This window comes from Nonomuraea sp. NPDC050733, assembly GCF_040654215.1.
Lineage (GTDB): Bacteria > Actinomycetota > Actinomycetes > Streptosporangiales > Streptosporangiaceae > Nonomuraea.
In genome coordinates this window covers 153,289-172,002 of the sequence record NZ_JBFAHO010000014.1, presented here as the reverse complement: position 1 = coordinate 172,002, position 18,714 = coordinate 153,289, and the positions used below count along the sequence as shown (strand labels likewise).

Genomic DNA, 18,714 nt, shown 5'->3' with positions numbered 1-18,714 from the left:
GCCCCCCCGGCCCGCGCGCCCCCCGCGCCCCCCCCCCCCCGACCCGGGCCCGGGCGGCTGCTGCCGTCCCGGGCCCGAGTCGTGTCCGCGGGGGTGGCGGCCCGGGGGTTGCTTGGGGAGGCGTCCCGTGGAGCTCGCGCCCGGTCCTCGTCCGGTCCTCGCCTCTCGCGCGGTGGTGCGGCGCGGGCCTTTTGCGCCGGGGCCGGATGCCTTCTCCGGTGTGTCGGTGACGGCCCGCCGTGCCTGGTGGCGCCCAGCATGGCCGGGTCGCGTCTCACCGTGCCCGTGACGTCTTGCCGTGCCCGATCGGGTCCCGCTGTGCCCGGCGAAGCCCCGCCGGGGTCAGTGCAGGGCCGGCGGGTCAGTCGGACTCGGTGAAGCCGATCGAGAAGGCGGCGTCCAGGTCGTGCTTGGAGTATGCCCGGAAGGCGATGTGGGTCTCGGTGTGCAGGACGCCCGGGACCTTGTTGAGGCGGCCCGGGACCACCTCGGCGATCTCCTCGTAGGCGGCCACCCGCACCATGGCCAGCAGGTCGTACTCGCCGGTGATGGAGTAGACCTCGCTGACGCCGTCGATCTCGGCGATCGTCTGGGCGACCTCCGGGATCCGGTCCACCTCGGCGTTGATGTGAACGATAGCCGTGACCATGGCCCAACTCTATCGGGTCAGCGCAGGGGGCGGCCCTCGCGGGAGCGCTGGGCGGTGAGGGGACGGTAGGCGAGCTCGATGCGGGCCTTGTGACGGGCCGCCCCGTGGACGGGCAGCGCCCAGTCGCCGTCGACCTCCACCAGCCGGACCCCCGGCGACTCCAGCCAGCGCAGGATGCACTCGGTCTCCTCGGCGCTCGCCGCGTGGACGGGGCCGGGGCCGGGCAGGACGGTCTCGGCGCGGGCCGCCAGCGACTCCACGTACGGCGTGGGGTGGGCGCCGCGTGGCATGACCCCGGCCGCCGCCAGCCGGCCGTACCGGACGACGTGGATGTCCCAGCCGCCGTCGAACGCGGGACTGGCCGCGATGAGCTGCGGGATCCGCGTGATCGAGGACAGGCGCTGCATGCGGGCCGCCGTGCGGACGAACGCGGCCAGCCGGTCGCGGTCGACCGACGCCTCCTCGTAGCGCTGCTCGGCCGAGAGCCGCTCCATGCGGGCGGTCACCGCGGCCAGGACGGGCGAGGCGTCGAGCGTCATGGCCCGGCGGGCCGTCTCGGCGTGGACGGCGTACTCGGCCTGGCTCTGCCTGCCCTCGCAGGGCGCGCCGCAGCGGCCCATCTCCAGCAGCACGCACGCCGCCCGGCGGGTGCGCAGTGTGACGGGCTGGGTGCACTGGCGCAGCGGCACCGCTTCCTGCAGGGCCAGGCGGGCGTCGTCGGCGGAGCGGCTGCTGCCGAACGGGCCGAGGTAGGCGGCGCCGTCGTCCCGCAGCTCGCGCACGATCGACAACCGGGGGAACGGCTCCTGGGTGAGCTTGAGCCAGACGACCTTCTCGGGGAACCGGGAGCGGCGGTTGTAGCGGGGCTTGGCGCCGCCGATCAGGCGCAGCTCCCGTACCTCGGCCTCTAATGCCGTGGCGCACACGATGTGGCGGACCCGCTCGGCGATGCCGATCATCTCGCGGATGCGCGGCCGGGTCTCGCTCGCGGTGAAGTAGGAGCGCACGCGGTTGCGCAGGTTGGTGCTCTTGCCGATGTAGAGGACCTCGCCGCGCTCGTCCTCGAACAGGTAGACGCCGGGGGAGTGGGGCACCGACTCGGCGAGGTGACGCTTGCGCTGCTGCTCGGGGGTGGGCGCGCGGACGAACGACTTGAGCTCCTCCAGCGTGTGGACCTGGAACGATCCTGCCCGCTCGATCAGCCCGTGGAGCACGTGCACGGTGGCCCTGGCGTCCTGCAGGGCGCGGTGGCACGGCTCGGCCGGGCTGCGGAAGAACTTGGCCAGCGTGCCGAGCTTGGCGTTGGGCGTCTCGTCGCGGGTCAGCACCCGCCGGGCCAGGTCGACGGTGTCGACCACCGGGTTGGCCGGAGGAGGGTAGCCGTGGTCGGCGCAGGCCGCCTTGATGAAGCGGGTGTCGAAGCCCGCGTTGTGCGCGACCAGCGTCGTGCCCTGGATGAACTCGAGGAAGCTCGGCAGCACCGCCTCGATGCGGGGCGCGGCCACGACCATGGCGTCGGTGATCCCGGTGAGCACCGAGATGAACGGTGGGATCGGGCCGCCCGGATCGACCAGCGTGGAGAACTCGCCCAGCACCTCGCCGGCCCGCACCTTGACCGCGCCGATCTCGGTGATCGCGTGCTCGGCGGGCGAGCCGCCGGTCGTCTCCAGGTCGAACACCACGAACGTGACGTCACTCAGCGGGGTGCCGAGCTCGTCGAGTGTGCCTTGTACCGCGTCCACGATCCAAGACCATAGAGTCGGCCACCGACAGTTGCGCGCCCGCCCTGAGAAGGACGCCCTGAGAAGCACGCCTGAGAAGCACGCCTGAGAAGCACGCCTGAGAAGGACACCCTGAGAAGGACGCCCGGTGAAGGACGCCCGGAGAAGAGCGGGATGAATAACCCTTCATCCTGGTCATTAGTTAGTCTTCCGGTTATGTCTGGCGGAAGACTCGCCGGTCGCTACTCCCTGATCCGCCCGCTCGGCTCCGGCGGCATGGGGAAGGTGTGGCTGGCCAGGGACGAGATGCTCGACCGCGAGGTGGCGGTCAAGGAGCTGACGCTGCCCGAGGGCCTGCCCGACGGCGAGCGGAACGAGCTCGTCACTCGCGCCGTGCGGGAGGCGCAGGCCACCGCGCGGCTGCGTCACCCCGGCATCGTGGCGCTGCACGACGTCATCGTCGAGTACGGCCGCCCGTGGCTGGTGATGGAGCTGCTGCGCGGCGGCACCCTGGCCGACGTCGTCAAGCGGCACGGCCCGATGCCGCAGGAGCACGCGGCGCGGGTCGGCGCCGACCTGCTGGAGGCGCTGGCCGCCGCCCACGCGCAGGGGCTGCAGCACCGCGACGTCAAGCCCGGCAACGTGTTCATCACCGACGGCGGCCGGGTGGTGCTCACCGACTTCGGCATCGCCCGTCAGGAGGGCCAGGCCGCCCTCACCGAGCAGGGGCTGACGATCGGCTCGCCGGGGTTCATCGCGCCGGAGCGGCTGGACGGCGACGCGGGCGGCCCGGCCAGCGACCTGTGGTCGGTCGGGGCCACCCTGTTCTACGCGGTCGAGGGCCGGCCGATGTACGGCGGCACGGCGAGCGAGCGGATCACGGCCACGCTCACCACGCCGCCGCCCGAGACGGCCGGTCCGATCGGGCCGGTGATCGCCGCGCTGACCTCGCGTCACCCGTTCACCAGGCCCGACGCGCGGACCGCCCGCGACGCGCTGCGGCAGGTCGTGGCCGGCCAGGTCCCCCGTCTCACGTCCACACAGGAGGTCACGGCGCCCCGCCGGCTGCCGGGCCGCCGCAAGGGGCTCCTGTGGGGCGCCGCGGCCGTGGCGGTCCTGCTCGCCGCCGTGGGCACGGGCGCCTTCTTCCTCGTACGCCAGCAGGGCGACGGCCTCCCCGAGGCGTTCGCCGTTCCCATGGACGTGTGCTCGCTGCTGCCGCGAGAGGACGTGAGCCGTCTCCTGCGCCTGCAGAAGGCCCCGGCCGCCGAGCGGAGTTCTGATGGGATCGGCCCCAACTGCGGCTGGACCGTCCAGAACCGCGGCCTCGGGCTCCAGCTCCAGAAGGACTCTGACACGGCCGACCCGTGGTCGATGACCCGGACGTCGGCCCACATCCTGTTCGCGAACCAGCGGGTCAAATGGGGAAAGTACCCGCAGATCGACTGGACCTGGCCCGAGATCGGCGCCAAGGGCTACAACAAGGCGGCCGTCACCCCGATCCACGCGGTGAGCGGGATCGGCGAGGAGGCGTTCGGCTACGAGCTGAAGGGACCGACGGGCCGGATGCACTCCGCCCACGTCTACTACCGGCTGGCCAACCTCGTGGTCCGGGTCGAGTACACCAACCTGGACGACCGGCCCACCGACGCGGACATCAGGAACACCGTGCTCGACGCGGCGCGCGTCACCGAACAGGCGCTGCGCCGTGCGGGCTGACCCCTACCGGCTGGCCGGCCGCTACCGCCTGGTGGAGCGGCTCGGCGAGGGCGGCGCCGGCACGGTCTGGCGGGCCATCGACGAGACGCTCGACCGGCAGGTCGCGGTCAAGCAGGTGCGCATCCCCGGAGGCCTCACCCCGCAGGAGCGGGCCGCGTTCGCCGACCGCGCCATCCACGAGGCCAGGTCCGCCGGACGGCTGCGCGACACGGCGATCGTGATGGTCCACGACGTGGTGCTCGACGGCGACCAGCCGTGGATCATCATGGACCTGGTCGTGGGACGGTCGCTGGACAAGGTCGTCAAGGAGCTCGGGCCGCTCCCGCCCGCGGAGGTGGCGCGCGTCGGGCTGCGGGTGCTGTCGGCGCTGGAGACCGCGCACCTGAACGGCATGCTGCACCACGACGTCAAACCGGCCAACATCCTGCTGGACGCCGACGGCTCGGCGATGCTCACCGACTTCGGCATCGCCGTGCCCCTGTACGGCCAGGACGGCGCGGGCCCGGGTACGGCCTCGGGCGCCGGCTCGCTCGGCTACATGGCGCCCGAGCGGCTGAACCAGCGGGCCGCCGGCTCCTCCTCCGACCTGTGGTCGCTGGGCGCGGCCCTCTACACGGCCGCCGAGGGCAGGGCGCCGTTCGAGCGGGCCATGCCGGCCGCCGTGGCGGCGGCGGTGCTGCTGCACGACCCGCCGTTCCCGGAGCGGGCGGGCCCGGAGCTCGGCGCGCTGCTCATGGCGATGCTCGCCAAGGACCCGGCGGCGCGGCCGTCGGCGGGCGAGGTCCGGGAGCGGCTGAGCGCTGTGGCCGAGCCCGCCCGGCGCCGTCGCCGCTGGTGGCGCGCCCCGTTGGCGGTCGTGTCGGCCCTGCTGCTGGCCGCGGGCGGCTGGTACGGCTTCACGGCGCTCAAGGGGACGCCCGAGGTGGGAAGGTTCGCGAAGACGCCCGACCCGTGCGGGGCGATCGGTGACGTCCGGGCCGCCGAGCTGCTGGACGGGCCGGTGGTGCGCCAGGCGCCCCTGCCCGGCTGGTGCGAGTGGCGGCTCGACGATGCCTCCCGTCCGGCGCGCAAGCTGACCGTCCGGGTCTGGGTCGAGCAGCCGACCGGCGACCTCAGTGGCCCCGCGGTGGCCGCGCGCAGGTACGCCAGCGAGCGCGCCAGCAGAGGGGGCGCGGCGGGCACGACGTTCCGCACCGTCACCGGGCAGGGCCGGGACGTGCCCGGGGTGGGCGAGGCGGCGTTCGCGCAGACCTCGTTCGAGCTCTTCCCCACCGACCGGGAGGGGCGGACGAACGACGTCCTGCTGTTCCGCCTGAGCAACCTCATGGGCGAGGTGATCCTGCACCGCGAGAAGGTGCCGGTGAAGGACGTCGCGGGGGGCAAGGAGCCGGCGCTCGTCGTGGCGCGGGCGCTGGTGGCGTCGTTCAAGGGATGAGGGCTTCGGGTTGCGGCAGTGTCCCTCTCGGCGGATCGGGGAGTGCCGCATCACGGGTTTTACTACCATGTTCAGTCGCATGTCATGGCGAACCCCCAGGAGTGCCTCGTGAATGCCGGTAACCGGAACGAGCCGCCGCACCAGCCCCACCCGGGGCCGGGCGGGCCGTCCGAGCCTCCAGCCCCGTCACCGGTGGGGCCGGGGTTCACGCCCTGGGAGCCGCAGGCGGGACCGTACGAGGGCCGCCCGGCCACCCCGCCCCCGCCGGGCCCGCCCGCCGCGCCGCAAGCCGGCCCGCCCTCAGGTCCTCACGCCGGGCCTCACACAGGTCCTCACGCGGGCCCTCACGCGGGTCTGCCCTCAGGTCCTCACGGCGGTCCGCCCTCAGGTGTTCACGCGGGTCTGCCCCCAGGTCCTCACGGCGGTGCTCACGACGGTCCCTCGGTGGGGCCGCCCGCTGGGACGCCGGTCTGGCCTCCCGCATCGCCCCCTTCCGGCCCTCAGGCAGGTCCGTCGGGCCAGCCGCCCTCGGGTCCCCAGGCCGGACCGCCCTCCGGTCCTCAGCTGGGACCGTTTTCCGGGCCGCCTTCCGGTCCGCAGGCCGCGCCGCCTTCGGGTCCTCAGCCCGGTCCGCCTGCGGGTCCTCAGCCCGGTCCGCCTTCGGGTCCTCAGGTCGGGCTGCCTTCCGGTCCTCAGCCCGGTCCGCCTGTCTGGTCCGCCCCCGGTTCCCCCGCCGGGTCTTTCCCCGTCCCGCCCGCCGGTCCGTACGGCGGGCAGGACCCGGGCACGCCCGGCTCCCCGTACGGCGGCCCGCCGCAGATCGTTCCGGCGGGCCAGTACCCACCACCAGGCCAGCACCCCCCGCCGGGCCAGTACGTCCCACCAGGCCAGGGAGTCCCGGCCGGCCAGTACGGCCCGCCCGGCCCGCCCGGCCAGTACGGCCCGCCCGGCCAGTACGGCCCGGCCGGTCAGTACGGCCCGGCCGGTCCGCCCGGTCAGCCCGCGCCGGGGGCCCCCGGCCCCGTGTACGGTCAGCCCGAAGGCGGAGCGTCGGAGACCGCGCCGTCGTTCGTGGGCGTGGACGTCCCCACCGGCGCGTCCCCCAGCTCGGCGAACCGCCCCGAGAACCGCCCGGGAGGCCACCCGGAGGGCCGTCCGAAGGCGCGCCGCCCCTGGGTGATGCCCGCCGTGGCCGCCGGCGTCGCGGTCCTGCTGGCGGGCGCGGCCGGCGGCGCCTACCTGGTGTTCGGCGGGACGTCCGCCTCGGAGGAGCCCGCCGCCAAGGCCTCCGCCCCGAAGGCGGCCGCCGTGACCGGCCCCGACGTGTGCGCCATGCTGCCCAAGGAGACGGTCGACCGGCTCGTGCCGCAGGCGACGGTCACCGCCGACTCCAGGTCCGGCGAGTACACGGTCACCTTCAACTGCACCTGGGCGAACCAGCGGATCTCGTTCGGCGAGTACTGGCGCAGCCGCCAGGTCGAGGTCAAGGTCGACCAGCACCGCGGCGACGGCGAGAAGACCGGCCGTTTCATGGCCCAGAACTCGTTCGACATCGACTACGGCAGCGCCAAGTACGGCGAGACCGCCAAGCCGACCCTCAAGAAGGGCGACAAGGACTACACCTCCAAGGTCAGGAACATCCAGGGGGTGGGTGACGGCGCGTTCGCCCAGTACGTGTGGCGCCGGTCGGGCAAGGTGTTGTGGTACTCGTACGGCGAGGCCCACGCCCGGGTCGCCGACATGACCATCGTGGTCAAGTACCAGGCGAACCAGCAGCGCAAGGACGCCCAGATCTTCAGCAGCGACACCGTCCAGTCCGTCACCGAGGACAACGCCATCCGCGAGGTCACCGGACTCGCCGGGCAGATCGCCAAGGGCGTGGCCGCGTGGAAGGCGCAGCACCCCGACGTGCTGGCCCAGCCGCTCAAGGTGCCCTCCGCCACGCCCACGGCCTCCTCGCCGTCGGCGACGCCCACGCCCTCGCCGACGCAGCTCGCGGCGATGCCCGCCGACTGCGTGGCCGTGGGGAAGGCCGCGACCAAGCTGGTGCCGGGCGCGGAGACCAGGGCGACGGGCGGTGGCACGGGGGCGGATGCCCAGAACGAGTGCCGCTGGCTCAATCGCAAGATCGACGCCGGTGGCGACGCCACGAAGACCCGCAGCGTGCTGATCACCACGCACCGGTTCACGAACCGGGCGGGCGCCCCCGACGTCGGCGCCGCCAAGACCTTCTACGCGAGCCGGCGCGGCAGCGCCAAGTCCATGGAGGATTTCGACGCGCGCGACGTCGACTGGGCCAAGCTGGACGACATCAAGGGCATGGGGGACGCCGCCTGCAGCCAGTACGTCAGTTACCGGCGTGGAGCGACCTTCGCGGGCAGCGCGACGGTGATGATCCAGAAGGGGGCGCTGGTCGTGGCGGTGGACTACGCGGGGCAGCAACGGCCCGACAGCGAGCCGGCCAACTCGCCCAAGGTGCGCCTCATGCCGAGCAAGGAGGCGGTCGCGGGCGCGCTGTCGGTGGCCCGCGCCTACCTGGCGGGACTGGAAGGCCAGTCCACCGGCGGCTGACCTTCCCCTTTCCCGTCCTGGCTTCGCCGGGCCCGGCACCACGTGGCCGGGCCCGACGACCGGCAGCGGCCCGAGCGCGGCGTTCCCGGCGAGCAGGTGACCGGCGTCCAGCCGGCGCGGCACGACCGCGCGCCTTCTCGGAGACGGTGAACGGGCATACACCTGGACGCTTGACGCGAAGGGTTTACGAGCCTGCAACTGATCTGCAAGCGGGGCAAATAGCGTTGATCACGTAACAGCGTGAGCCGCGTGATCTCGCTTGACCGTGACAGGGGCGCGGGCAAGCCGTGGGGGATCCCGCGACTCACACCGCCTCGCGCGCGCCCGCCCGTTGGGAGCCGGGCCCGCGCGCGCGAGGCCCCTCCGTTCGAGGGCGTTCGCCCGCTCACCCCTCGGCGCCTCCGTCGCGGACCAGGAACGGGCCGAGGAGGCCGGGCACGGCTCCTGCCGCGAGCTCCAGGCCGGCGGCACGGCCCACGTCGACGACGTCGTAGTGGCCGTCGCCCGCGGCCGTCGTGGCCGAGACCGTCAGCAGCCCGGCGCGGCGCTGGACGTACGACTGACTGATCTTCCAGCCCACGATGCCGCCGCGGTCCAGCGCGACGGTCCGGCGCACCACCGCACCCGACCGGGCGACCAGGTGGCGCCCGCCGAGCGCGTGCCCCAGCCCCCGGTAACCGGCCACGGCCAGCCAGAGCGCGGCCGCCAGAACCGTCGCCGTGACGCAGGCCGCCACACCCCAGACCCACGCCTCCGTGAACGCGGCCCGCGTCCACGCCCCCGCCTCCGACGCCCAGGACCAGCCGGAGCGGGAGATCACCGGCACGGCGATCGCGAGCGCCGCGGCCGGTGCGACGACGGCGGCCAGCGCCCTCCGCACCCGCCTGCGCCGGGCGGCCGCCGGGTGCGGAACGGGCTCCGGAAGGGGTCCGCCCGCGATCCGGGCCGCCACGCGCGCGGCCTCGCCGCGGGGCAGGGGCGGGGTGAGCGCCGCCACGTCCTCCGTCTCGCCCTCCTCGGCCTTGCCCAGGCCGGTGGCCACCGCCTTGACACGGGCCCCGCCTCCGAGCCTGAGCAGCAGCGGCTCGCGGATCTCCACGCCCCGCAGCCGCCCCTCGTCCAGCGTGAGCGACCGGCTGGTCAGCAGCCCCCGCCGCACCCGCAACCGCCCGTCCCGCCGCGCCGGGTCAGCGGCCGGGCCGCGCACCGGGTCCGGATCGGTGGCCGTGGTCGGCCCAGGGCGGCCTGGCTCGCGTTCCAGGCGGTAGCCGCCCCAGGACTCCACGAAGATCAGCAGCGCCCCCGACACGCCGGCCACCACGTTGCCCGCGACCACCAGCGGGACCGTCACCCAGGGCCGCTCCGTCAGCCAGTCCCACACGACACCCGCCGTCTCGCCGGAGAACACCTCCACCCCGAGCGCGTCGAGCGGCTTGTACAGCACCCCGAGCACGATCGCGGCCCCGGCGAACGACCACACGGTCAGCGGCGCGTACCGGACCCACGACCACCGCAACCGCGCCACCACCTCGACGGCCCCCGCCTCGACGGCCCCTGCCTCGACGGTCCCCGCCTCGATCACCGCCTCCCGGCCGTCCGGCCCGCCCCGGGCCGCCCGGCCCTCGCCCGGCCACCCGGCTGCACCCGGAACACCCTGGGCGGCGCCCCCGGTGACTCGGTCGCCGGCCGCCTGACCGGCTCCCGGGCCGGTGAACGTGCTCGCCGCCGGCAGGTCCTCCCATCCCGCGGCCGGGAGGAAGGGGCCGGCGGGGGCGCCCGACAGGAGGGCCTGGCGCAGCGCCTCGGCCTCGGCCCTCGGCAGCGGGTCCAGGGTCAGCTCCGTACGCTCGTCCCCATGGCCGCCTGCGCCGATCTTGACGACGGTCAGCCCGAACGCCCGCCGTACCGGATCGGCGCGCAGGTCCACGCTGCGGACCCGGTCGCGCGGCACCGACCGGTGCCGGCGCGACAGCACGCCGGAGCGCAGCTCCAGGCGGTCCCGCGTGAGCCGCCAGCGCGTCACGCGCAGCCGCGTCACGTCGTACGCGACGACAGCCGCCACGATCAGGACGGCGGCCGCCCCTGCCACGGCCGCGACCGTCCCCCACGGCCGGTCGAGGCCGTGCAGCACCCGCACCACGACCACGTCCACGGCCACCACGGCGCCGAGGGACAGCACCGCCGAGACACCCACGCTCCGCCCGGGCAGACGACGCCAGGTCATGTCGCGTCCCCCGGCGTGGCCTGCGTGATCGCGGTCAGCCGGGCCGCGAGCTCGGCGGCCAGTTCGTGGTCCAGCCCCTCGATCGTGATCGGTCCCGCGGCCGACGCCGTGGTCACCGTCACGTCCGCCAGCCCGAACAGCCGCTGCACCGGCCCCCGCGCGGTGTCGACCGTCTGGATGCGCGACATCGGCGCCACCCGCCAGGTGTGGGTGATCCAGCCCTTGCGCGTGTACACCGCCTCGGCGGTCACCTCCCAGCGCTCCCTCCGGTACGACGCGCGCGGCCCGGCCACGGCCAGCACCAGGCAGCAGCCCGCGAACCCGGCCACCAGCACGCCCAGCAGGACCGGATGCCCGGTGAACAGCCAGTACGCCGCCACGGTCCCGCCGGCCACCGGGACGGCCAGCATGAGCGCCTGCGCCGTCCACCACGTGACGGCACGCGGATCGGCCCGGCGACGCGGCGGCCTCAACGCCACCCCGCCCGTTCCCACCTCGCCCATCCTCGTGCCCGCTGGGGCCCCGATCCCGGCCCGCGCTTCCGTCCGCGCCCGTCGCCGAAGGGGCGGGCGCGGGTCAGGGAGGGTGTCCGGCCGTGGGACCGGCTGCTCGTCGTGACGTTCCATGCCACCGACCATGGCGCGGCCGGCGAGCCCGGCGCGTCGGCCGGAGGTCGCGCGGTGTATCGACTTTGGTCGCTGTCCGCCCGCCCCTCCACCCCCTAACCTCGGGACATGTGAGCGACCACCACGAATACCGCTGGGCCCTGCCGTCCGTCCTCCTGGGCGACGGCTCCGCCGGGCGGCCCGTGCGGCGCTCCACCCGCGACTGGATCGTGGACATCCTGATGTTCCTGGCCGCGTGCGGCATCACGCTGATGACGGCGCCCGAGCTGGAGGGCATGCCGCGGGCGCTGGTGGTGACGGAGCAGGTCGCCGGGGTGCTGTCGTGCGTGGCGGTGTGGCTGCGCCGCAGGTGGCCGGTGTGGTTCGCGGTGGTCACCGGGGTGCTGTCGACGTACCTGCTGATGGTGGGCGGCGCGTCCGTGGTGGGGCTGTTCACGGTGGCGGTGCACCGGCCGTTCAAGGTGTCGGGGCCGGTCGCCGCGCTCGGCATGATGACGATCGGCCCGTACGCGCTGCTCCGGCCCGATCCCGAGCTGGGGCCGGCCGGGACGGCGACGCTGAGCGTGGCGATCGTGCTGACGGTGTTCGCCTGGGGCGTGGTCGTACGGGCCCGGCGGCAGCTCGTCTGGTCGTTACGGCAGCGCGCGGTCATCGCGGCCGACGAGGCCAAACGGCTCGAACGCGAGCGGATCGCCCGCGAGATGCACGACGTGCTGGCCCACCGCATCTCCATGCTGAGCCTGCACGCGGGCGCGCTGGAGTTCCGGCCCGACGCGCCGCCCGAGGAGGTCTCCCGGGCGGCCGGCGCCATCCGCGACAGCGCCCACCAGGCGCTCCAGGACCTGCGCGAGGTGATCGGCGTGCTGCGCCATCCGTCCTCCTCCGGCGACGAGAACGGCCCCGTGCCCGCCCCGCCCCAGCCCACGCTGGGCGACCTGCGCTCCCTGATCGAGGAGTGCCGGCAGGCGGGCATGAAGGTGTCCTTCACGATGAACGGCTTCGACGGGGCCGCGACCCGGGCCGCCGGTGGGGGAGAGGCCGTGGTGCCGGACGTGCTCGGCCGTACCGTCTACCGGATCGTCCAGGAGGCGCTCACCAACGCGCGCAAGCACGCCGGCGGCGCGCCGGTGAGCGTGACCGTCGCGGGGCTGCCCGGCGACGGGGTGACGGTCGAGGTGCGCAACGCGGTGTGGGCCCGGCAGAGCCCCCGCCTCCCGGGAGCGGGAGCGGGGCTCATCGGGCTCACCGAGCGGGTCGGGCTCGCGGGTGGCCGGCTGGAGTTCGGATCGGTGGCGGGGGGCGACTTCCGCCTGCACGCGTGGCTGCCGTGGGCCCCGTGACCGTGGCCCATGACGGTGCGGTGTCCCGGCGCTCGTGCCCGGACCACGGCCGGGGCCGGGATCGTGACGACGAGCCGTGGGTCGCGGCTGTGAGGGAGGAAGGAGCCGGTGTGAGGGCGGAATCGGTGGGCGTCCGGACGGTGGGCGGGGGCGAGTCATGGTGGACGGCATGACGATCAAGGTGCTCATCGTGGACGACGATCCGCTCGTCCGGGCGGGGCTGGCGATGATCCTCGGCGGCGCGGACGACATCCGCATCGTCGGCGAGGCCGGTGACGGCTCCCAGGTGCCGCCCTTGGTCGCCGAGCACCGTCCCGACGTGGTCCTCATGGACATCCGCATGCCGGACGTCGACGGGCTCGCCGCCACCGAGGCGCTGCGCGCCACCAGGGAGCCGCCCGAGGTCGTGGTCCTGACGACGTTCCACGCCGACGCCCAGGTGCTGCGGGCGTTGCGGGCCGGGGCGGCGGGGTTCCTGCTGAAGGACATCGCGCCGGCCGAGCTGGTCGGGGCGATCCGGAAGGTGTCGGCGGGGGAGCCGATCCTGTCGCCGGCGGTGACCCGGCAGCTCATCACCCACGTGTCGGGCGGCGGCGCCGAGAGCCGCGCCGGGCGGGCCCGGGCCCTGCTCGGCCGGTTGAGCGAGCGCGAGGGGGAGGTGGCGGTGGCCGTCGGTCAGGGCCGGTCCAACGCCGAGATCGGGGCCGACCTGTACATGAGCGTCGCCACGGTCAAGGCGCACGTCTCGCGCATCCTCACCAAGCTGGGGCTCAACAACCGGGTGCAGATCGCCCTGCTCGTCCACGACGCCGGGTCGGGGGAGCAGCCGCGCAGGTAGCGGGACGCGACCGCGCCTGGGGAGACGTGCCCGGTGGTCGGGGGCCCAGGGGGCGGCCGTCCAGGGTGGGGTCAGGCTTCGACCATGCGTTCCAGTGTGCGGCGGTGCATGACCAGGTCGTCCGGATCGTCCGGCATGGGCTGCTCGCCGAAGTGAACGCGGCGTCGCCACACCCGGGCCATGATCACCCCGTGTCTGAGCGCCGCGTACGTCAGGTGGAAGTCCATGTTCGCCGGCGTGTGGCCGGTCAGCTCCTCGTACGTCCGGCACACGTCGTCCCCGCGCATGAAGTCCGGCAGCCCCGGCAGGCCCAGCCCTTCCGTGAGGTCCTGGAAGAACCGGTGCAGGAAGATCATCCAGGCCAGGTCCAGCTCGCGCGGTCCCACGGCGGCCATCTCCCAGTCGAGCACGGCCACCGGCCGGAAGTCCCGGTACATCACGTTCCCGATGCGGGCGTCGCCCCAGGTGAGGACGTCGGGGCCCGGGTCGTCGGGCCAGTGCGCCTCCAGCCAGCCGAAGGCGCGCTCCAGCAGCGGGATCGGGTGGTCAGCGTGCGCCCACGCGTAGTAGGCGCGCTGCGCGTCCACGTGGGCTCGCAGCCCGCCGTTCCTCCTGCCGCCCGCGGCCCGCTCGTCGCCGTACGAGCGCCGTGCGCCGGTGGGGGACAGGACCGAGAGGTCCTCACGGGTGAACGGCGCGTCGTGCAGCGCGGCGAGGAGTCGTACCGTCGCGTCCTGGAGGGCGCGCCGCCGGCCCGGCGGCGCGTCGAGCAGCCAGCCCTCGAACGTGTACGGCATGACGTCCGGCGGCACGTCGCCGTCCTCCCGCTCCATGACGAAGAACGGCGTGCCCAGCGGCCCCGGGTCCGGCTCGCACCACAGCGCCCTCGGCACCGGGATCCCGGCCCGGTCCCGGGCCAGCCGCATCACCTCGAACTGGGCCCCCAGGTCATAACAGGGGAAGACGGGCACCGCCTCGGCCGCCGGCGCCAGCCGGGCCACACACCGTGCGCGCCGCCGGCCCGGCCAGGAGGCGGTGAAGAAGACCGTCTCGCTGGACATGCCGTTGGCCGCGGGCCGCGACAGCTCCGACACGTCCACCGGGCCGCCGGTGCGGCCGGCCAGCCAGGATGCCATCCGCTCGCGGAGCCGGCCCAGGTCACGGGTGGACGTCCGCATCTCCTCCGGCACGGCGGCCTCCTCGGGTGAGTTCCGGTCCCGCACCAGTGGTATACCCCTAGCAAGCGCTTGTCTACGTGGGGCGAGCGTTACGGTCAGGTACGGGGCAGCCGTACCCTTGTCTGAAAGGGCATGTCACGAAGGGACAGTGGGATGAGCTCAGCGGGTGAAGGCCTGTCTCGCCCGCTTCCCGAGCCGGTGCGGCTGAACGTCGTCGACCTGGCAGCCCAGGTTCTCGGCTCGATGCCCGCTGCGTCCGTGCCGCCGCCGTTGCGGGGCATCGCCAAGTTCGACCCGCGCAAGCGCGCCCGCCTGGGCAGCGCCCCCATCGCCGCGCAGCTGGAGAACGACAAGGAGTTCCGCGAGCTGGTCGCCGAGTCGGTCGCGGCGGGCTGGCCGGAGCTGGTCGCCTCGCTGGCGGACGGCCAGGTGCCGCCCGCCGCCGACCCCGTGCTCGTGGCGGCCGCCGCCTACCTCACCCGCCCGCCCGGCTGGGCCGACATGGTCGAGGCGGCCCGCGCCGACCTCGAACGGTCCGCCGTGGCCGCCGAGGGGTCCGAGCGCGAGGAGGTCGTGTCCCGGCTGCGCGAGCAGCTCGCCGCCCAGAAGACCGCCGCCAAGGAGGAGACCGACCGGCTGCGCGAGCAGCTCAAGGCCGCCCGCACGGAGAACTCCGACCTGCGCCGCCGCCTCCACGAGGCCCGCGAGAAGTCCAGGGAGGCGCAGCGGCGCGCCGAGGAGATGGAGCAGGTCGCCGAGGAGGCGCGGTCGGCGGCCTCGGCGGCGGGCAGCGCGGGAGAGGCCGAGCTGCGGCGGTTGCGCGAGCGGCTGGCCGACGCCGAGAAACAGCTCGAAGCCTCGCGCCGGGCCGCCCGCGAGGGCCGCAGCATCGAGGACGCGCGTATCCGGGTGCTGCTGGACGCCCTCCAGGACGCCTCCGCCGGGCTGCGCAGGGAGCTGGCCCTGCCCACCATGATCAGCAGGCCCGCCGACTCGGTCGCGGCCGTCACCGGCGAGCGCCCCAGCGTGCGCGGCGTGCCGGCCCGCGCGCTGGCCGACGACGACCCGCAGCTCCTCGACCAGCTCCTCGGGCTGCCCCAGGTGCACCTGATCATCGACGGCTACAACGTGACCAAGGCCGGCTACGGCACCCTCACGCTGGCCGACCAGCGCAACCGGCTCATGACCGGGCTCGGCGGGCTCGTCGCGCAGACCCGCGTCGAGGTAACCGTGGTCTTCGACGGGGCCGAGCTGAACGCGCCGGTCCAGGTGGTGGCGCCGCGCGGGGTGCGCGTGCTGTTCAGCGCACCGGGGGAGATCGCCGACGACCTCATCCGCCAGCTCGTCCGCGCCGAGCCGCCCGGCCGGGCCATCGCCGTGGTGTCCTCCGACCGCGAGGTGGCCGAATCCGTCCGCAGGATGGGCGCCCGCCCCGTACCGTCGGGACTGCTTCTGCGCAGGCTGGGCCGCGCGTAGGCCACGGTCCGGGCATAGCGCCGGATGGCAAAGCGACGGTATAAGGAATCTGGCGTTTAGGTGAGATCAACGCCATAACTTCTGTACTATTTCGCCCCAGGTATGATCCCTTGGAGGCGACGCTGTGAGTCTGGGCCGGGTGCCGATGGTCGCGTGTCTCGCGATCGGGCTGCTGCTTTCGCCGACAGGTGGAGCCCAGGCCGCGCCGAAGCCCACGATCAAGCAGGCCAAGGCCAAGCTCGCCAAGCTCAACGACAAGGCCGACAAGGTCGTCGACCGCTACAACACGGCGACCGAGAACCACAAGAAGGCCCAGTCCGCCTACACCAAGCTCAACGATAGCTACAAGCGCAAGCTCGCGACCGTGGCCGACCTGCGCCAGCAGGTGATCTCGATGGCCGTCAACAGCTACAAGCTGGGCAGCGACGTCACCTCCATGCCCGGCGTGATCGGCTCCGACGATCCCATGAACACCCTGGGCGGCCTCGCCCTGGCCGATCAGGTGACCCGCGAGCGCGCTGACAAGCTCACCGCCTTCGACCGGGAGAACCGCGGCCTCAAGGCCGAGCGTGACAAGGCCGAGGAGGCCCTGGCCGCCGCCGACAAGGAGCGCGACGCGGTCCGCAAGGAACGCGCCGAGGTCCTCAAGCTCATCGCCCAGCAGAAGAAGCTCCTCGACCGGCTCGGCGCCTACCGGGCGGGCGACCCGAACAGCACCGGCATCAAGTACACCGGTTCGGCCTCGGGCAACGCGGCGGCCGTGCTCAGGTTCGCGTACTCGCAGGTGGGCAAGCCGTACGTGTTCGGCGGCACGGGCCCCGGCGGCTGGGACTGCTCGGGGCTGACGCAGGCGTCGTGGCGCGCGGCCGGCGTCTCGCTGCCGCGCACCACCTGGCAGCAGTGGGCGTGGGGTGCCTCGCGCAGGGTGGCGCTGAACGCGCTCCAGCCCGGGGACCTCATCTTCAGCTCGGGACTCGGTCACGTAAGCATCTACGCGGGCAACGGCCAGATCGTTCACGCGCCGCAGACGGGCGACGTCGTCAAGGTCGCCACCCTCTCCTCGTACGGCGGCGCCCTCGTCGGCGCCATCCGCCCGTAGCGCGCCACGCGGCGGGTCCCTCACCCCTGAACCGACGGCGCTGCCCCGCTGTGGCGAGGCAGTGTAGCGGCCGCGCGCGCCTCTCGTGACGGGAACGCCAGTAAAGAAGTGAAGCGATCAGTGACCGCTCATGGCCACGTGGCCTGCCGTCATGCCGGGGACAAACCTGACAAATGTGACGAAAGAGTCCTGACAGGCGCCTGATTCGTCAAGTGTGAGCAGAGTCACATTTACGTAACGAATCATGGTGGCTAGCTGGGCGTCGTCACCTTACTGACACCTTATGGCGATCTTTACAGCTTGACCTGTGCTTTGCCGTGCCATGACTTCTCGGCGTAACTTCTGGCGTCGCGGCGAACAAGCCATGGCGCCGCGAACCAACATCGGTCCCACCGATGTGGACGAGATAGCAATCCATCGGTCGCCGCCGTAGATATCCGTACTTGTTGCGGTGGTGGCCTGCCGAGTCCGTGCAGCCAGGAGGCACGGAGCCGGGGACCCAGCGATCCCGAGCGGGATCAGGGGTGAATCGGCGCGTAACGCGCCGTAGGGCGACTTCCAGGCCCGAATCCGTCAGCTAACCCGGTAGGCGTTCGTGGAAGATCCAAGGAGAAATCCTGTCTACCCACTCGCACAACCCCCGTCTGTCCCGAATCGCCCTGAGCGGCGTCGCTCTCACCATGACCGTGACGGCCGGAGGTCTGGTCCTCCATGCTCCGGCGGCCCAGGCGGCAGGGACGACGAGCACCACGGCCGGTCCTTCCACGGCTTCGGCGGGCACGGCCGCCGCGCCGGTGAAGCCGGCCGCGGGCAAGACGGCGAAGGCCTCCAAGGCCGTCCGGCAGCAGGCGAAGGCCCGTACGGCCGTCGCCGTCGCCAAGGCGCAGATCGGTGACCCGTACCGTTACGGCGGCACCGGCCCTGGCGCGTTCGACTGCTCCGGTCTCGTCCAGTACGCCTGGAAGAAGGCCGGCGTGAGCATTCCCCGCGTGACGAACAGCCAGTTCGCACGCGTCAAGAAGAAGGTCTCCTGGAAGAACCTCCAGCCGGGTGACCTGATGTTCTTCCGGGGGCTCGGTCACGTGGGCATGTACGTCGGCCACGGCAAGATGGTCCATTCGCCGCGGACAGGTCTGACGGTACGCGTCGAGAAGATCAGCGGATGGCGCAAGTCGTCGTTCGTGGGGGCGGTACGTCCCGGCCTGTGAGCACGCACGAAGACCCCGTCCCGGGTTGGGGACGGGGTCTTCGCGCGCTCTGGGAGGAACTCCCGGGGCCCCCTGGCTCCAGCGGAGCCGAGATCGGCGCTCAGCGGCCCTCAGGGCCCTCTCGCGGGCACCCGCGTCCCTCCCAGACGCGGACCCGCTACCGCGGCTTCCACCGCCCGACCGCACGTCACGCTCGACGTACCACTGCCGCATCTCGTCGGGACCGAATCGGGAACGCTGAGGCCGCGTCTGGTGACGGCGGAGCGTCTCGCCCCAGGACACATCAAGGTAGAACAGCGCCGTCCTGCCGAGGTGGTCACGACGCAGGCCGGCCGGCATCTCCCCGTACCGGCTCGCGGTGAGGATGCCCAGCTGACCACCGCGGACCACCATCCGGCCGTCCTCGGAGAATCCGGCCACCGCTGGCTCTTCCCCGGCCAGTACGCCGGAAAGCACATTCATCCTGCGAGTCTGAACCGCCTCCTGAACACGGTCGGAGCGCACAGCCGCCCCGGACGCAGCACCGCGCTGATGGACCTCGCCTCGCAGCTGCCCGCCGTTGTCGTCAGCAAGCTCCTCGGCCTGCACATCTCCACCGCTGCTGAACGGACCCAAGCCGCTGGGAACAGC

The 18,714-nt window shown here is 73.5% G+C and carries 13 protein-coding genes and 1 riboswitch; of the genes, 8 read left to right on the top strand and 5 right to left on the bottom strand.

Annotation, left to right across the window (positions count from 1 at the left end):
* Positions 1–361 precede the first annotated feature (361 nt).
* A complete protein-coding gene (locus AB0H64_RS23310; protein ID WP_357627932.1) occupies positions 362–649 on the bottom strand; it encodes an Lrp/AsnC ligand binding domain-containing protein in 288 nt (95 codons plus the stop codon).
* Positions 650–666: 17 nt separating this feature from the next.
* Positions 667–2,391, bottom strand: a complete 1,725-nt coding sequence (locus AB0H64_RS23305; protein WP_357627929.1) for a DEDD exonuclease domain-containing protein — start codon at positions 2,389–2,391, stop codon at positions 667–669.
* Positions 2,392–2,586: 195 nt separating this feature from the next.
* On the opposite strand from AB0H64_RS23305, the gene AB0H64_RS23300 reads away from it, so the two are divergent.
* The 3 genes from AB0H64_RS23300 (at position 2,587) to AB0H64_RS23290 (ending at position 8,095) form a co-directional block, all read left to right on the top strand.
* Positions 2,587–4,089, top strand: coding sequence for a serine/threonine-protein kinase (locus tag AB0H64_RS23300; protein ID WP_357627926.1), 1,503 nt, complete (start codon positions 2,587–2,589; stop codon positions 4,087–4,089).
* A complete protein-coding gene (locus tag AB0H64_RS23295; RefSeq protein ID WP_357627922.1) occupies positions 4,079–5,524 on the top strand; it encodes a serine/threonine-protein kinase in 1,446 nt (481 codons plus the stop codon). Before AB0H64_RS23300 ends, AB0H64_RS23295 begins: the two co-directional genes overlap by 11 nt.
* A 1,023-nt stretch (positions 5,525–6,547) precedes the next feature.
* Entirely contained in the window at positions 6,548–8,095 is a 1,548-nt protein-coding gene (locus AB0H64_RS23290) for a hypothetical protein (protein ID WP_357627919.1), read from the top strand.
* 385 nt (positions 8,096–8,480) lie between these two features.
* Here AB0H64_RS23290 and AB0H64_RS23285 read toward each other — a convergent pair whose 3' ends face one another.
* Together AB0H64_RS23285 and AB0H64_RS23280 are read right to left on the bottom strand one after the other, a co-directional pair.
* Entirely contained in the window at positions 8,481–10,319 is a 1,839-nt protein-coding gene (locus AB0H64_RS23285; RefSeq protein WP_357627916.1) for a PH domain-containing protein, read from the bottom strand.
* Positions 10,316–10,822, bottom strand: a complete 507-nt coding sequence (locus tag AB0H64_RS23280; RefSeq protein ID WP_357627913.1) for a PH domain-containing protein — start codon at positions 10,820–10,822, stop codon at positions 10,316–10,318. Before AB0H64_RS23280 ends, AB0H64_RS23285 begins: the two co-directional genes overlap by 4 nt.
* A gap of 233 nt (positions 10,823–11,055) precedes the next feature.
* On the opposite strand from AB0H64_RS23280, the gene AB0H64_RS23275 reads away from it, so the two are divergent.
* Complete coding sequence (locus AB0H64_RS23275; RefSeq protein ID WP_357627910.1) at positions 11,056–12,285, top strand: histidine kinase; 1,230 nt, start codon at positions 11,056–11,058, stop codon at positions 12,283–12,285.
* 169 nt (positions 12,286–12,454) lie between these two features.
* Positions 12,455–13,123, top strand: coding sequence for a response regulator transcription factor (locus AB0H64_RS23270; RefSeq protein ID WP_357627907.1), 669 nt, complete (start codon positions 12,455–12,457; stop codon positions 13,121–13,123).
* 71 nt (positions 13,124–13,194) lie between these two features.
* Here the strand turns inward: AB0H64_RS23270 and AB0H64_RS23265 are convergent, their stop codons facing one another.
* Positions 13,195–14,313 (bottom strand): phosphotransferase family protein, encoded by a 1,119-nt coding sequence (locus AB0H64_RS23265; protein ID WP_357627904.1) that lies wholly within the window; start codon positions 14,311–14,313, stop codon positions 13,195–13,197.
* Between the two features lie 141 nt (positions 14,314–14,454).
* Between AB0H64_RS23265 and AB0H64_RS23260 the strand changes: the two genes are divergently transcribed.
* The 3 genes from AB0H64_RS23260 (at position 14,455) to AB0H64_RS23250 (ending at position 18,084) form a co-directional block, all read left to right on the top strand.
* Complete coding sequence (locus AB0H64_RS23260) at positions 14,455–15,777, top strand: NYN domain-containing protein (RefSeq protein ID WP_357627901.1); 1,323 nt, start codon at positions 14,455–14,457, stop codon at positions 15,775–15,777.
* Between the two features lie 124 nt (positions 15,778–15,901).
* On the top strand, positions 15,902–16,876 hold the full coding sequence (locus tag AB0H64_RS23255; RefSeq protein WP_357627898.1) for an NlpC/P60 family protein: 975 nt from the start codon (positions 15,902–15,904) through the stop codon (positions 16,874–16,876).
* Positions 16,877–17,326: 450 nt separating this feature from the next.
* A riboswitch (cyclic di-AMP (ydaO/yuaA leader) is annotated at positions 17,327–17,483 on the top strand.
* A gap of 73 nt (positions 17,484–17,556) precedes the next feature.
* The gene (locus tag AB0H64_RS23250; protein WP_357627896.1) at positions 17,557–18,084 is read left to right on the top strand and encodes a C40 family peptidase; all 528 of its coding nucleotides are present in this window, start codon (positions 17,557–17,559) and stop codon (positions 18,082–18,084) included.
* Positions 18,085–18,714 lie beyond the last annotated feature (630 nt).

What these genes read in the sequence shown, in the direction of transcription:
- AB0H64_RS23300 (WP_357627926.1), top strand. Translation starts at nt 2,587, where the DNA reads ATGTCTGGCGGAAGACTCGCCGGTCGCTACTCCCTGATCCGCCCGCTC.
- AB0H64_RS23285 (WP_357627916.1), bottom strand. Translation starts at nt 10,319, where the DNA reads ATGACCTGGCGTCGTCTGCCCGGGCGGAGCGTGGGTGTCTCGGCGGTG.
- AB0H64_RS23280 (WP_357627913.1), bottom strand. Translation starts at nt 10,822, where the DNA reads ATGGGCGAGGTGGGAACGGGCGGGGTGGCGTTGAGGCCGCCGCGTCGC.
- AB0H64_RS23260 (WP_357627901.1), top strand. Translation starts at nt 14,455, where the DNA reads ATGAGCTCAGCGGGTGAAGGCCTGTCTCGCCCGCTTCCCGAGCCGGTG.
- AB0H64_RS23270 (WP_357627907.1), top strand. Translation starts at nt 12,455, where the DNA reads ATGACGATCAAGGTGCTCATCGTGGACGACGATCCGCTCGTCCGGGCG.
- AB0H64_RS23310 (WP_357627932.1), bottom strand. Translation starts at nt 649, where the DNA reads ATGGTCACGGCTATCGTTCACATCAACGCCGAGGTGGACCGGATCCCG.
- AB0H64_RS23250 (WP_357627896.1), top strand. Translation starts at nt 17,557, where the DNA reads ATGACCGTGACGGCCGGAGGTCTGGTCCTCCATGCTCCGGCGGCCCAG.